Here is a 12,479-nt window from a genome sequence, read left to right on the forward strand (position 1 = left end):
GGCGTCTTCGTCGTCGCTACCGCCCCTGCTCGTTCCTCGCAGCGGCGGAGACTCCTCCTGCGGAGGCCGCTCGCGCTGCTTGCGCCGGTGGCCTGTCGGATGGACGGGGGGTGCTCAACCGGTGCCGGGCGAAGTGGGGTGGGAGAGGGCCGTTAGGGTGGGGGAGCGTGAGTGACACTCTGATCGTGGTGGGCGCCGCCATCATCCGTGACCATCGGGTCCTGGCCGCCCAACGGGCCGCACCCGAGGCCCTGCGCGGTCGCTGGGAGTTCCCGGGCGGCAAGGTCGACGGCGGGGAGTCCCCCGCCGAGGCGCTCACGCGCGAGTGCCGGGAGGAACTGGGCGTCACCGTCCGGCCCCTGCACCGGGTCGGCACCGAATCGCCCTTCCCCGCCTCAAGGGACGGGCACACCCGCCCCGCCGTGTTCCAACTGTGGCGGGCCGATCTGGTCGAGGGCGAGCCCGAGGCACTGGAGCACCTGTCCCTGCGCTGGGTCCGTGTCGACGAGTTCGCCGACCTCGACTGGCTGCCGGTGGACGTCCCCTTCCTGGAGCCGCTCACCACCCTGTTGACCACCCCCGGTCAACCATTCTGACCTGCACGTTTCCCAACCAGTCGGCTCTTACCGCATAAACTGGCAACGGGCCGTGGCACTCTGCGGTCTCTTCCCAGTATCAGGAGATCGAGACTTTCCCATGTCCAGCGCTACGCCCGTCGAGGGCTCCGCACGCCGCAACGACCTGCGCAACGTCGCCATCGTCGCCCACGTGGACCACGGCAAGACCACCCTCGTCGACGCCATGCTCTGGCAGTCCGGTGTGTTCCGTGACAACCAGGACGTCGACGAGCGCGTGATGGACTCCAACGACCTGGAGCGCGAGAAGGGCATCACCATTCTCGCCAAGAACACGGCCGTCCACTACACCACGCCCGAGGGCGAGGACGTGGTCATCAACATCATCGACACCCCCGGCCACGCCGACTTCGGTGGCGAGGTCGAGCGCGGCCTGTCGATGGTGGACGGGGTGGTGCTGCTGGTCGACGCCAGTGAGGGCCCCCTCCCGCAGACCCGCTTCGTCCTGCGCAAGGCACTGGCCGCCAAGCTCCCCGTCATCCTCGTCATCAACAAGGTCGACCGGCCCGACAGCCGGATCGCCGAGGTCGTGGACGACACCTACGAGCTGTTCATGGACCTGGACGCCGACGAGTCGCAGATCGAGTTCCCCATCGTCTACACCTGTGCCCGCGACGGCAAGGCCTCGCTGGAGCGCCCCGGCAACGGCGAACTCCCCGACAACGACAACCTCGTCCCCCTGTTCAGCACCATCCTGGACACCATCCCGGCGCCCGAGTACACCCCCGGAGCCCCCCTCCAGGCCCACGTCACCAACCTGGACGCCTCCCCCTTCCTCGGCCGCCTGGCGCTGTGCCGCGTCCAGCAGGGCGAACTGCACAAGGGCCAGCAGGTCGCGTGGATCCGCGGCGACGGCACCACCCAGCAGGTCAAGATCACCGAACTGCTCATGACCGACGGCCTGGATCGTCAGCCCGCGGAGAAGGCGGGTCCGGGCGACATCGCCGCCATCGCCGGCATCCCGGAGATCATGATCGGGGAGACCCTCGCCGACCCGGAGGACCCGCGCCCGCTCCCGCTCATCACCGTGGACGAGCCCGCGATCTCCATGACCATCGGCACCAACACCTCGCCCCTGGTCGGCAGGGTCAAGGGGGCCAAGGTGACCGCCCGCCTGGTCAAGGACCGCCTGGACCGGGAGCTCGTGGGCAACGTCTCACTGCGCGTCCTGCCCACCGAGCGCCCCGACGCCTGGGAGGTGCAGGGCCGCGGCGAGCTGGCGCTGGCCATCCTCGTCGAACAGATGCGCCGCGAGGGCTACGAGCTCACCATCGGCAAGCCGCAGGTGGTCACCCGCGTCATCGACGGCAAGAAGCACGAGCCCGTCGAACGCCTCACCGTGGACGCCCCCGAGGAGTTCCTGGGCGCCATCACCCAGCTCCTCAGCGTCCGCAAGGGCCGCATGGAGAACATGGTCAACCACGGCACCGGCTGGGTGCGCATGGACTGGCTGGTGCCCTCCCGCGGGCTCATCGGCTTCCGGACCGAGTTCCTCACCGAGACCCGCGGCACCGGCATCGCCCATCACGTGTTCGAGAAGTTCGAGCCGTGGTTCGGTGAGCTGCGTACCCGCCCCAACGGCTCGCTGGTCGCCGACCGGGCCGGTGTCGCCGTCGCCTTCGCGATGTTCAACCTCCAGGAGCGCGGCACGCTCTTTGTCGAGCCCACCACCGAGGTGTACGAGGGCATGATCGTCGGCGAGAACTCGCGCGCCGACGACATGGACGTCAACATCACCAAGGAGAAGAAGCTCACCAACATGCGCTCGGCCACCGGCGACGAACTCGTCCGCCTGGTGCCGCCGCGCAAGCTGTCCCTGGAGCAGGCCCTGGAGTTCTGCCGCGAGGACGAGTGCGTCGAGGTCACCCCGGAGAACGTGCGCATCCGCAAGGTCGTCCTGGACCAGAAGGAGCGCGCCCGGATGACGGCCCACCGCAAGCGCCAGCAGCAGTAGGCCCCCTCGCCCACCGCGGGCGGTCCGCCGTCGGCGGACCGCCCGCGAGGTGTTTCTGGGCAGGTCAGAGGGGTAGACCGCTTAGAGCGATGAAGTCGGTGCCTTCGTGTCCTCGATGCGGGCGCTCGGTTCACCCCCCGGGGTTGTGGACGAGCGCCTGGCAGTGTGACATCCACGGCCCGGTGGCGCCCCTTCAAGGGGTGAGAGCCCCCGGGGTGAGCAGTCTGGAAGCGATCCTGCCACAGGCGCACGTGCCGCTCTGGGTCCCCTGGCCGCTGCCCACCGGGTGGGTGGTCACCGGGTTCGCCGAGGTCGGCGACGAGCGCACCGGCACGGTGGGCGCCGCCGTGGCCCTGTCCGGCCCTGCCCCGCTGGGCGGCGTCGGTGAGGCCGTGATCGTCGCCGAGGACCCGGGGGTGGGCCTGGGGGCGCGGCTGGCCGACCTGGACGGCCCCGACCCCGGAGACGGGTTCGACGGCGCGGCGCCCGACGCCAAGGTGCGCTTCGACGGCCACGAGATCGCGCTGTGGAACCTCGACGTCGGCCGTGAGCGGGCGGTCTACGCGGGCGAGGCGCTCGCCCACTGGCTGTGGATCGTGTTCGCCTCACCCGACACCGGCATGCTCATGTGCGAGATCAGCGCGCTGCGGGACCTGCGCGACCTCAAGGACGGCGGTATCGCGTTCGAACCGCCCTTCGGAGCGCTCAGCCCCTTCCTGACCCGGGGGCTGGCCGCGGAGGGCTGACACCGCGCACCGTGTCGGCCGCCGGCCCGCGTACAATCGCCCGGTGACCCGAATCGACCTGCACTCCCACAGCTCCGTCTCCGACGGGACGGACACCCCCGCCGACGTCATCGGGCACGCGGTGGCCGCCGGCCTCGACGTCCTCGCCCTGACGGACCACGACACGGTCGGCGGTATCGGCGAGGCGGCCGAGCACCTGCCGCCGGGGTTCACCCTCGTTCCTGGGATGGAGCTCTCCTGCGCCTACGCGGGCTCCAGCGTCCACCTGGTCTCCTACCTGTTCGACCCCGAGCACCCCGTCCTGGCGGCGGAACTGCGCAGGATCCGCTCCGACCGGGCCTCGCGCGCCGAGGAGATGGTGGCCCTGCTGCGCGAGCATGGGGTCGACGTCTCGATGGAGCGGGTCCTGCGGATCGCCGGGGCGGGCAGGGACGAGTACGCCGACGCCAACACGATCGGCCGACCGCACCTGGCGCGCGCGATCGTGGAGGCGGGGGCCGCCCGGGACGTGCAGGACGCCTTCGACCGGTGGATCGGCTCGGGCGGCCCCGCACACGTCGCGCGGTACGCGCTCGACCCGGTGCGCGCCGTGGAGCTGGTCCGGGCCGCGGGCGGCGTCTGCTCGCTGGCCCACCCGGCGCGGGCCGAGGGCGCGCTCACCGGCAGCGTCCCGGTGGAGCTGGCCGAGCGCATGGCGGCCGCCGGGCTCGGCGGCATCGAGGCCGACCACCCCTCGCACAACCGTGCGCAGACCAAGGAGTGGCGGGGTGTGGCCGCCGACCTGGGGGTGGTGGTCACCGGCTCCAGCGACGACCACGGGACCCTGACCGGCCGCCGTCTGGGATGCCGGACCACCGATCCGGAGGCGTTCGAGCGGCTCGTGGCGCCCGCGACGGGCGCCTCCCTCGTCAGCGGGTGACGCGGGTGATCCAGGCGTTCGATAGCGTACGGACCACAACGTGACGCACGTGACAACGGTCGCGATCCCCATCTGGATGATTCGAAAGGTCTGAGCCGTGTTCTGGAAGCGGAAGCCGAAGCAGAAGGACGACGAGTCCACCGAAGCAGCGGCCGAGGCCGCGGTGGACGTCGAGGAGGAGGCCGAGGAGGCCGGCTCCGAGGACACGGAGCAGACGTCGGCCGAGACCGGGGAGAGGGCCGACACCGGTAAGGAGGACGCCGGGGAGGACGGTGCCCCGGAGGGGGAGAGCGCCTCCGGCGAGGATGCGGCCGAGGACGACGCCGGGGACGTGTTCGCCGACGACTCCGAGGAGGTCGGCGTGACCGGCCCCGACGACGGCATCACCCGGGTGCGCACCTCCGGCACCTTCGAGTTCGACGGCGAGAGCTACGAGGTCGTCGCCAACACGTGGATCGTCGACGCAGACGAGGACGGCGTCGTCGTCATCGACCCCGGATTCGACGCCGAGGCGATCCTCGAAGCCGTCGGCAAGCGCGAGATCTACCTCGTGGCCTGCACCAACGCCTACGCCCCGCACATCGCGGGCGCGATCGCGGTCGCGGAGGAGGGGGAGGCCGACATCGCCCTGCACCCCCGCGAGATGCGGCTGTGGCGCCGCTACCACGGCGCCGAGCACCGACCCGAGATCGAGGTGGAGGGCGAGGGCTCCTTCCAGATCGGCGACCTGCACATCGACGTCCTGGCCCTGCCCGGCAGCTCGCCCGGAACCGTCGGCTACTACGTCAGCGCGCTGGACGCCGTCTTCAGCGGGGACACCCTCCGCAAGGGCGAGCCCGGCATGGTGGGCGACACCTACATCGACTACACCACCCAGCTCGCCTCCATCGGCGAGCGGCTGCTGTCACTGCCGCCCACCACGCGCATCCTGCCGGACCGCGGCCCCGCCACGACCTCGGGCGCCGAGTCCAAGAACTTCGACGACTGGGTCTGACCCGGCCTCCGTGCGACGTGCCGCGGCGCCCTCCGGCGGCGCGGCACACGCGTGTTCGGGGAGGCCGTCAACGGCGTCCCACGGACTCCGTCTCGTTCCAGAAGGCGGTGAGCGCGCTCGACGTGGTCTCCGGGGCCTCCACGTTGGGAGAGTGCCCGGCACCGGGTACCACCAGGCGTCGGGCGCCCATCCGCCGGGCCATGTCGTCCTGTTCCGCGGGCGTCCAGGCGTCGTCGTTCTCGCCGTAGAGCACCATCGTCGGCAGATCCAGCGCGGCCAGTTCGTCGACGCGGTCCGCCGCGCCGAGCAGGTCTTCGGCCATGCGCACGTACCCCAGGGCGCTGCTGGACAGGGTCCGCTCCTTGAGGAAGGCGCGGATGCCGGGATCGTCGGTGCGGCTCTGGAGTTCGAACTCGAAACGCTCGTTCCACAGTTCTGTGAGGCGTTCGCTGGTGGGGTCGGGGGACAGCGCGGCGATGAGGCCGCGTGCGCTTTCCGAGCGCTGCCCGTCCAGACGGCCCGGCCCGCTGCACAGGAGGGTGAGCGAGGCCAGTTCGGTCCGCTCCGCCAGAGCGGCCTCACGGGCCACGAGACCGCCGAAGGAGTGGCCCACCAGGTGGACCGGTGTGCCGCCGCCGATGTCGTCGACGGCCTCGGCGACCACCCCGCCGAGCGAGGCGAGGCGGTAGTCGGGGGAGGGCACCCCCGGGGGCGGGGTGAGGGTCTCCGGCCCGGGAGACTCGTAGGTGCCGGGCAGGTCGATCGCGACCACCTCCCGGCCGACCTGGGCCAGGCTCTGGAGGAGGGCGATGAAGTCCTCCTTGCTGCCGGTGTAGCCGTGCACCAGGACGGCGGGCGCCAGGTCGGTGCCGCCGGAGGTGGGCAGAGCGCGCAGAGCCGCCAGCGGACCGTAGGACAGGTGGAGGTCCGCTCGCCGCACTCCGGGCGGCAGATCGAGGAACTTGGGTGTACTCACGTCGGGTCACCTTAGAGCATGCGCGGCGCCGTGGTGCGGGCTCCCGCCTGTGGGCGTTCGCCCCGGCCCGCGGTGCCCCCGCACCCTGACGGCCGTGTTCAGGGCGCGGCGGGAGCGGAGCCGGTCAGGTGTTCTCCGGGTCGCGGCGGGTGGCACCGCCACGGGTGCGGCGCCGGCGGCGGACCCGCTTGGGGGCCTCTTCGGAAGCGGCCCCCAGCGCCGGGCCGCCGTCGGCGGGGACGTCCGGGGCCTTCTGCGCGGCGGGGGCGGCGGTCTGGTTCACCGCCGTGCCGCCGCGGGTACGGCGCCGGGCGCGGTTCCTGCTGCGGCCGCGGCTCTCACCGCGTCCTTCGGTGCTGTTCTCGCTGCGGTCCCCACCGCGGCGTCCGCCCCCGGAGCGGCCGCGTCCACCGCGGCCCCCGCGCTCGCCGCGAGGCCCCCCGGTGTCGCCGATGTCCTCGACTTCCTCGGCCTCCAGACCGGCGTGCGTGCGCTTCTCCACCGCGAGTCTGCCCTTGGTCCCCTCGGGGATGTCCAGGGCGGTGAAGAAGTGGCCGGAGGTGGAGTAGGTCTCCTCCGGGTCCGGGAAGGGCAGGTCCAGGGCGGTGTTGATGAGCTTCCAGCGCGGCATCTCCTGCCAGTCCACGAACGTGACCGCGGTGCCGCTGCGCCCGGCCCGGCCGGTGCGGCCGATCCGGTGCGTGTAGGTCTTCTCGTCATCGGGCGTCTCGTAGTTGACCACGTGCGTGACGTGGTCGACGTCCAGGCCCCGGGCGGCCACGTCGGTGGCGACGAGGATGTTGATCTTGCCGTTGCGGAAGGCGCGCAGGGCCCGTTCGCGCTGGCTCTGTCCGAGGTCGCCGTGGACGGCCGCCGCGGCGAACCCGCGTGTCTTGAGGTCTCCCGCCACCCGGTCGCAGGCGCGCTTGGTCTGGCAGAACACCATGCTCTGCTCGTGGTCGCGCGCCTGGAGCAGGCGGGCGAGCATCTCGATCTTGTCCATCTGGTGGGTGCGGAACGCGTGCTGGGTGATCCGCCCGGTGATGGAGGAGCCGTCGATCTCGTTGTCGTCACCGGCCCGGATATGGGTGGGCCGGCTCAGGTACTTGCGCGACAGGGAGACGATCTCGCTCGGCATGGTGGCCGAGAAGAGCATGGTCTGCCTCCCCTCCGGGGTCTTGCCGAGGATGCGCTCGATGTCGGGCAGGAAGCCCAGGTCGAGCATCTTGTCGGCTTCGTCCAGCACCACGGCCGAGACCTCGTCGAGCCGCAGGTGCTTCTGCTTCTCCAGGTCGAGAAGGCGCCCCGGGGTGCCCACGACCACGTCGGCGCCCTCCTTGAGGCCGTTGATCTGCGGCTCGTAGGAGCGGCCTCCGTACACGGTGAGGATGCGCAGACCGTTGCGCTTGCTCGCGGTGGTCAGGTCCGCGGCGACCTGGATGGCCAGCTCGCGGGTGGGGACCACGACCAGGGCCCGGGGGCGCTTGGTCGAGCCCGGGGAGGACTGCGCCCGCTGGAGCAGCGGGAGCCCGAAGGCCAGGGTCTTGCCGGTACCGGTCCGGGCCTGGCCGATGATGTCGCTGCCGCCCAGGGCGATCGGCAGGGCCTGTTCCTGGATGGGGAAGGGTTCGATGATGCCCTCGGCTTCGAGGGCGTCGGCGATCTCGGTGGTCACACCGAGGTCGCGGAAGGTCGTCGTGGGTTGCGTCGTCTCTTGTGTGCTGCTCAGGGCTCAAGCCTCCATTTCGGCCGGCCGGGCGTTGGCATGGCCGCGGCGGGGTGCGGTCGCGGGCGGCTCGTCGGCCGCCACGGGGGCGCGGCACATCCGGTGCCCGGCCGTCTGTGGCCGGGTGCGGTGGCGCTGCCGCCTGGAACCGTGCGGATCGGGACGCTGCCCGTCCGCGGAGCGGTTCCACCCGCGGTCTGTCGTTCGTGTACGAGGGGTCCGTCCCCACGTGGTGAGGGGCGCTTCGAGGTCCGCGGCTGCTGTACAGCCCGGCACCGAACGCCTGCCGTGGTGCGCGGCGACCGCCCCCGATGGGGTGGGGATGGTCACGTCGTCCGCGCACGTGGGTCATCACGCGGAGTCTAGCCCGTGACGTGCCCGGTGGACACCGTGGTTCACCGGGCTGTGGACGGCGATGGACCTACCCGTTCCCAGCCGGTGCAACCGTGGCGGGCCCGTGTTTAGTCCCTGGTGCGGAGCGCCGCGCTGCCGGGCGCTACCCTGGCGGGCATGACCACAGGCTCTTCCGTCGAGCCCGGCGTGATCGATCTCCTCGGTTTTCTCGCCTGCGCCGAACTCGACGCCTTCTTCCGTCTGGCGGACGACGCCGCCGCGGCCCCCACCCTCCGGGCGAAGGGGCGGCTGGCCGCGCTCGCCGCCGCTGAGCAGGAGCACTACCAGGAGATCCGGAGCCGGTTGGCCGATCTCGGCGTCGACCCGGAGGAGGCCATGGCGCCCTTCGTCGACGTGCTCGACCGGTGGCGGGCGCGCACCGAGCCGCAGAACTGGGCGGAGCGCCTGGTCAAGGCCTATGTGGCCGACGGCATCGCCGGGGACTTCTACGCGAAGGTGGCCGCGCTCGCCGACGATGAGACGCGCGCCCTGGTCGACGGGGTGCTCTCCGAGGCCGGGAGGGCCGATTTCGTGGCCGCCGCGGTGCGGGAGGCCCTGGAGGAGGACCCCAAGGCGGCGGGCCGCCTGGCCCTGTGGGCCCGGCGTCTGGTCGGGGAGGCCCTCAGCCAGGCGCAGGAGGTGGCCGTGGACCGGCCCGCCCTGGCCGCGCTCCTGGCCCGCGGCGCGGGCCAGGACGACGGGGACGGTGTCGACCCCTCCGGGGTGGGCGACCTGGCCGCCGTCAGCAGGATGTTCGCCTCCCTGACCGAGGGGCACACCGGGCGCCTGCGTGCGATGGGCCTGACGGATTAGGGGAGCGCGTTCGCCGTCGCGGCAGGTCGTCCGTCGTGGCCGGGCCGGGTAAATTTCCACCGTCCGATGACGATTCCTTGGTCGAAGCACATATAGTCGATGACGTTTCCCGTCCCCAGACCATCCCGAGTTAGGTACTTCCATGACCCGTGGGACCTCCGTGCGCCACCCACTGGCCGGGCTCACCCGTGACTTCCACAGGATCGGCCCGCTGGCCTCCCCGGTCGAGCCGGGTATGGCCGCTGAGCTGGACCAGCACGCCACCGACGTGTGCCGGGCGATCGACGGTTCGGGTACCGGTCTCACCGCGCACAGCCTCGGGACCTACCTGCACGGCTTCCTCGACGGGTGCCTCGAACGGGGCTGGGACTCCGAGGCCGTCGAGTACGACTGGGAGACCCTGCGCATCCTCGCCATCTGCCGTCTGGCCAAGGAGCGCGGTTTCGTCCGCTAGGTTGGTCCCATCCGCGGGCGGAGGCGATCCGAGCCGCGACCGCCGCGTGAGCACCGGCCCGGTCGGTTCTCCGGCGAAAACCGGGCCCCAGGCGTAGGCTGAAGGCGTCCCGGCGGCGATCGTTGGTCGGCTGAGGCCCCGCGCACCGCGCCCGGCCCAGCGCCCCCGCGGAGAGCAACGTGGGATCCGCGGTGTCCAACCGGCCCGGTCGGGCCGGGTCACCGCGCTTGGCGGAGCGGCCCGAGCGGTCGCGAGAAAGGAATGCGAATGAGGAGCGGTCGGCATGGGGCGGCGCGCCCACCGGTCGGCGTCCTGATCCAACAGGACCGCGTCGACTTCGCGCTGTTCGCACTGATCATCGTCGTCGCACTGCTGTCGATGGTCTTCAGCGGTCCGGGGAGCGCGGTCTTCTGGCTGGCGTTCGTCCCGATCATCGCCACGGGGGTCCTGGTGTTCCGCAGGATCGAGCACCTGTCGCGCCTGGAGCTGCGCGACGCCGACTTCCTCTGAGGCCCCGGCGGACGACGATGCGAGGGCGGAGCCCCGCGGCCCCGCCCTCTACCTGTACCTGCATCCTTTTCCCGTGGCCGACGGGTACGGCCGCGGGCTTCTGCCCGGCTACAGCGGGAAGTCCTCTCCTCCGCGCTGGCCGGGGGTCATGTGTGTGCGCTGCCTCTCGGCCTCGGGCCGGCGCGTCTCGGCCTCGGGCCGACGCATCGCCGCCTCCCGTCCGGCCGTGTAGGACGCCTCTCCGCCCTCCTCCGTGGTGGGTGCCATCCCGGTCTCCCGCTCGGCCACGTCCAGCCACCGGTACCAGCGCGACTGCATCGGCCGGATGAGGCCGCCGCCGACACCGACGACGAGGATGCCGCCGACCGTGGCGAGGACGGCGATCAGGACCGGCATGGTGACGGTCATCGCCACACCCATCTGGCCCAGCGCGGCGATGATGCCGAGTGCCAGGATGGCGATACCCGCGGCGTTGGCCACGAATCGGCCGTAGGAGAGCCCGCCGAGCGCTCCGGTGATGAGGTCGCGCACGGCCTTGGCCACCATGGCGGCGACCACGAGGATCACCAGGGCCACGATGGCGCGCGGGATCCAGGCGAGCACGTCGCTGAGCAGGTTGCTGACGGGGTTGGGCCCGAAGACGTTGAACGCGATCGTGAGCACGAACAGCAGCGCGACGTAGTACACGATCTTGCCGCACAGCTCACTGGCGCCCCAGCGGCTGCGCTCGAAGTAATCGCCCACGCCGCCGCGGTGCAGGGCGCGGTCCAGTCCCACCGAGTGCAGCCCCTTGCCGACGATCTTGCCGAGGAGCCATGCGATGAACCACCCCACCACCAGGATCACCAGGAAGCCGACCAGCGCCGGAACGAAGGTCGCCACTGCCTCCCAGGCCGAGGTCAAGCCCTGACCGATGTCCATCACATCCTCACCCCCGAATCGCTCCCGCCGCCCGGTCCTTGCATCCGTCTCCAGGCGGCTATGGCGTGGAGAAGCGCGAAACTTCTCATATCCGCGATACCCGACCCAGGGAAATTGAACCTTTTGTTCCTGGAATTAGGGCAATGGGGGAAATTGCGGGAATTTTTTTATCAAAAATCGGTGAAAGACGGTGCGGCGAACCCCGGGATGCCGCACACGGCGAGGGGCCCGGGGACGCGCACGGCGTCCCCGGGCCCCTCGGTTCGGGTTCAGGCCTCGCGTTCCTCCGCGGAGCGCTGGAGGTCCCAGCCACTGATACCGCGCCAGGCCAGGCGGGCGACGATCTGCTCGGCGGCCTCCTTGGGGACCTCGCCGTGGTTGTTGAGCCAGTAGCGGGCGCTGGTCTCGGCCATGCCGACCAGACCGATGCTCAGCAGGTGCGCCTCCTCGTCGGAGATGCTGGTGTCCTGGCGGATCACCTCGCCGATCAGTTCGGCGCAGCGCTGGAAGGTCTGCTCGGTCTTCTCTCGCACTGCGGGGAGGTTGCGCAGATCGGATTCGAAGACCAAGCGGAACGCCTCACCGTCGCCCGCGACGAAGTCGAAGTAGGCCCGGAAGCTGGCGATGACGCGCTGCCGGTTGTCGTGGGTGCCCTGGAGGGCCTCGCGCTGCTTCTCGACCAGGGACTCGGAGTGCTCCTCCAGCAGCGCGAGGTAGAGTTCCAGCTTCCCGGGGAAGTGCTGGTACAGGACCGGCTTGCTGACCCCGGCGCGGTCGGCGATCTCGTCCATGGCGGCCGCGTGGTAGCCGCGTGCGACGAAGACCTCCTGGGCCGCGGCCAGGAGTTGGCGTCGGCGCCTGACCCGGGGCAGGCGTGTGCCCCGGGCGCGGGCGTCTGAAGGAGCTGTCACACCCACACCCTCCGAAATCGGCATGGCAGATGCACGCCATCTCGAACATCTGCGTGGATCGTGCCGCCGAACACGACGGTGCGCGTTCCGCGGCCTTCCCCCTAGCTTACTGCGGCGTAGGTTTCGCGGGAGCGCGGTGAGGCGCCCGGGTCGCAGCAGGGGGAAGCGCGGTCAACGGTACTCGTCCTCGTCGGCTGCTCCGGCCTCGCGCCGCTGCTCCACCAGGTCGGCCTCGCCCGCCTGGTCCAGGCTCCCGCCCGCGGGCTCCTCCAGCCAGCGGCCGTTCTCCTCCTCGGCGGCCGAGGTGCCCTGTTCCACGGCGTCGGCCTCCGGGACGGCGGTCGCCGGATCCTCTTCGGTCCCGGGGCGGCTCACGGCGGATCGGTTCTGTGGTGCCATGGGATCCTCCCGACGTATCGCTGCGCGTGTAGGTGACACTACCCTTCAGGGCGTCGCCCAACAGGAACCGCGGGGACGAATCGGCAGGCTGCGGCCGTTGTGGAGAACGGGGGAGGTCGGTGGCCGAC

Annotated in this window: 13 protein-coding genes; 8 read left to right on the top strand and 5 right to left on the bottom strand. The window is 71.3% G+C overall.

The features are described from left to right. The first annotated feature begins 167 nt into the window (after window positions 1-167). The 5 genes from ACFHWE_RS19035 (at window position 168) to ACFHWE_RS19055 (ending at window position 5,248) form a co-directional block, all read left to right on the top strand. Entirely contained in the window at window positions 168-596 is a 429-nt protein-coding gene (locus ACFHWE_RS19035; protein ID WP_416603032.1) for a (deoxy)nucleoside triphosphate pyrophosphohydrolase, read from the top strand. Between the two features lie 100 nt (window positions 597-696). Beyond that, a complete protein-coding gene (gene typA / locus ACFHWE_RS19040) occupies window positions 697-2,589 on the top strand; it encodes a translational GTPase TypA (RefSeq protein ID WP_028648633.1) in 1,893 nt (630 codons plus the stop codon). Window positions 2,590-2,678: 89 nt separating this feature from the next. Then, entirely contained in the window at window positions 2,679-3,335 is a 657-nt protein-coding gene (locus ACFHWE_RS19045) for a DUF6758 family protein (RefSeq protein ID WP_416603033.1), read from the top strand. Window positions 3,336-3,378: 43 nt separating this feature from the next. Continuing rightward, window positions 3,379-4,254 carry a PHP domain-containing protein gene (locus tag ACFHWE_RS19050; RefSeq protein WP_416603034.1) on the top strand — a complete coding sequence of 292 codons (876 nt, stop codon included), beginning with the start codon at window positions 3,379-3,381 and terminating at the stop codon, window positions 4,252-4,254. Between the two features lie 97 nt (window positions 4,255-4,351). Beyond that, window positions 4,352-5,248 (top strand): MBL fold metallo-hydrolase, encoded by an 897-nt coding sequence (locus tag ACFHWE_RS19055; RefSeq protein WP_416603035.1) that lies wholly within the window; start codon window positions 4,352-4,354, stop codon window positions 5,246-5,248. Window positions 5,249-5,315: 67 nt separating this feature from the next. On the opposite strand, the gene ACFHWE_RS19060 is transcribed toward ACFHWE_RS19055, so the two are convergent. Continuing rightward, window positions 5,316-6,224 carry an alpha/beta fold hydrolase gene (locus ACFHWE_RS19060; RefSeq protein ID WP_416603036.1) on the bottom strand — a complete coding sequence of 303 codons (909 nt, stop codon included), beginning with the start codon at window positions 6,222-6,224 and terminating at the stop codon, window positions 5,316-5,318. Between the two features lie 124 nt (window positions 6,225-6,348). Next, the gene (locus ACFHWE_RS19065; RefSeq protein ID WP_416603037.1) at window positions 6,349-7,899 is read right to left on the bottom strand and encodes a DEAD/DEAH box helicase; all 1,551 of its coding nucleotides are present in this window, start codon (window positions 7,897-7,899) and stop codon (window positions 6,349-6,351) included. Between the two features lie 561 nt (window positions 7,900-8,460). Here ACFHWE_RS19065 and ACFHWE_RS19070 point away from each other — a divergent pair. The 3 genes from ACFHWE_RS19070 to ACFHWE_RS19080 all read left to right on the top strand — a co-directional run bounded on the left by ACFHWE_RS19070 (window position 8,461) and on the right by ACFHWE_RS19080 (window position 10,120). Next, window positions 8,461-9,156: a ferritin-like fold-containing protein gene (locus ACFHWE_RS19070; RefSeq protein ID WP_416603038.1), complete on the top strand. Its 696-nt coding sequence runs from the start codon at window positions 8,461-8,463 to the stop codon at window positions 9,154-9,156. Window positions 9,157-9,298: 142 nt separating this feature from the next. Next, window positions 9,299-9,610: a DUF6401 family natural product biosynthesis protein gene (locus tag ACFHWE_RS19075; RefSeq protein ID WP_416603039.1), complete on the top strand. Its 312-nt coding sequence runs from the start codon at window positions 9,299-9,301 to the stop codon at window positions 9,608-9,610. Between the two features lie 267 nt (window positions 9,611-9,877). Continuing rightward, the gene (locus tag ACFHWE_RS19080; RefSeq protein ID WP_416603040.1) at window positions 9,878-10,120 is read left to right on the top strand and encodes a hypothetical protein; all 243 of its coding nucleotides are present in this window, start codon (window positions 9,878-9,880) and stop codon (window positions 10,118-10,120) included. Window positions 10,121-10,228: 108 nt separating this feature from the next. Here the strand turns inward: ACFHWE_RS19080 and ACFHWE_RS19085 are convergent, their stop codons facing one another. From ACFHWE_RS19085 to ACFHWE_RS19095, 3 genes are all read right to left on the bottom strand, one after another. Further along, on the bottom strand, window positions 10,229-11,041 hold the full coding sequence (locus ACFHWE_RS19085) for a mechanosensitive ion channel family protein (RefSeq protein ID WP_416603041.1): 813 nt from the start codon (window positions 11,039-11,041) through the stop codon (window positions 10,229-10,231). Window positions 11,042-11,310: 269 nt separating this feature from the next. After that, window positions 11,311-11,952: a TetR/AcrR family transcriptional regulator gene (locus ACFHWE_RS19090; protein WP_416603042.1), complete on the bottom strand. Its 642-nt coding sequence runs from the start codon at window positions 11,950-11,952 to the stop codon at window positions 11,311-11,313. 171 nt (window positions 11,953-12,123) lie between these two features. Then, a complete protein-coding gene (locus ACFHWE_RS19095; RefSeq protein WP_416603043.1) occupies window positions 12,124-12,351 on the bottom strand; it encodes a hypothetical protein in 228 nt (75 codons plus the stop codon). Window positions 12,352-12,479: the final 128 nt, after the last annotated feature.

It is taken from the genome of Nocardiopsis sp. LOL_012 (assembly GCF_048060475.1).
Lineage (GTDB): Bacteria > Actinomycetota > Actinomycetes > Streptosporangiales > Streptosporangiaceae > Nocardiopsis.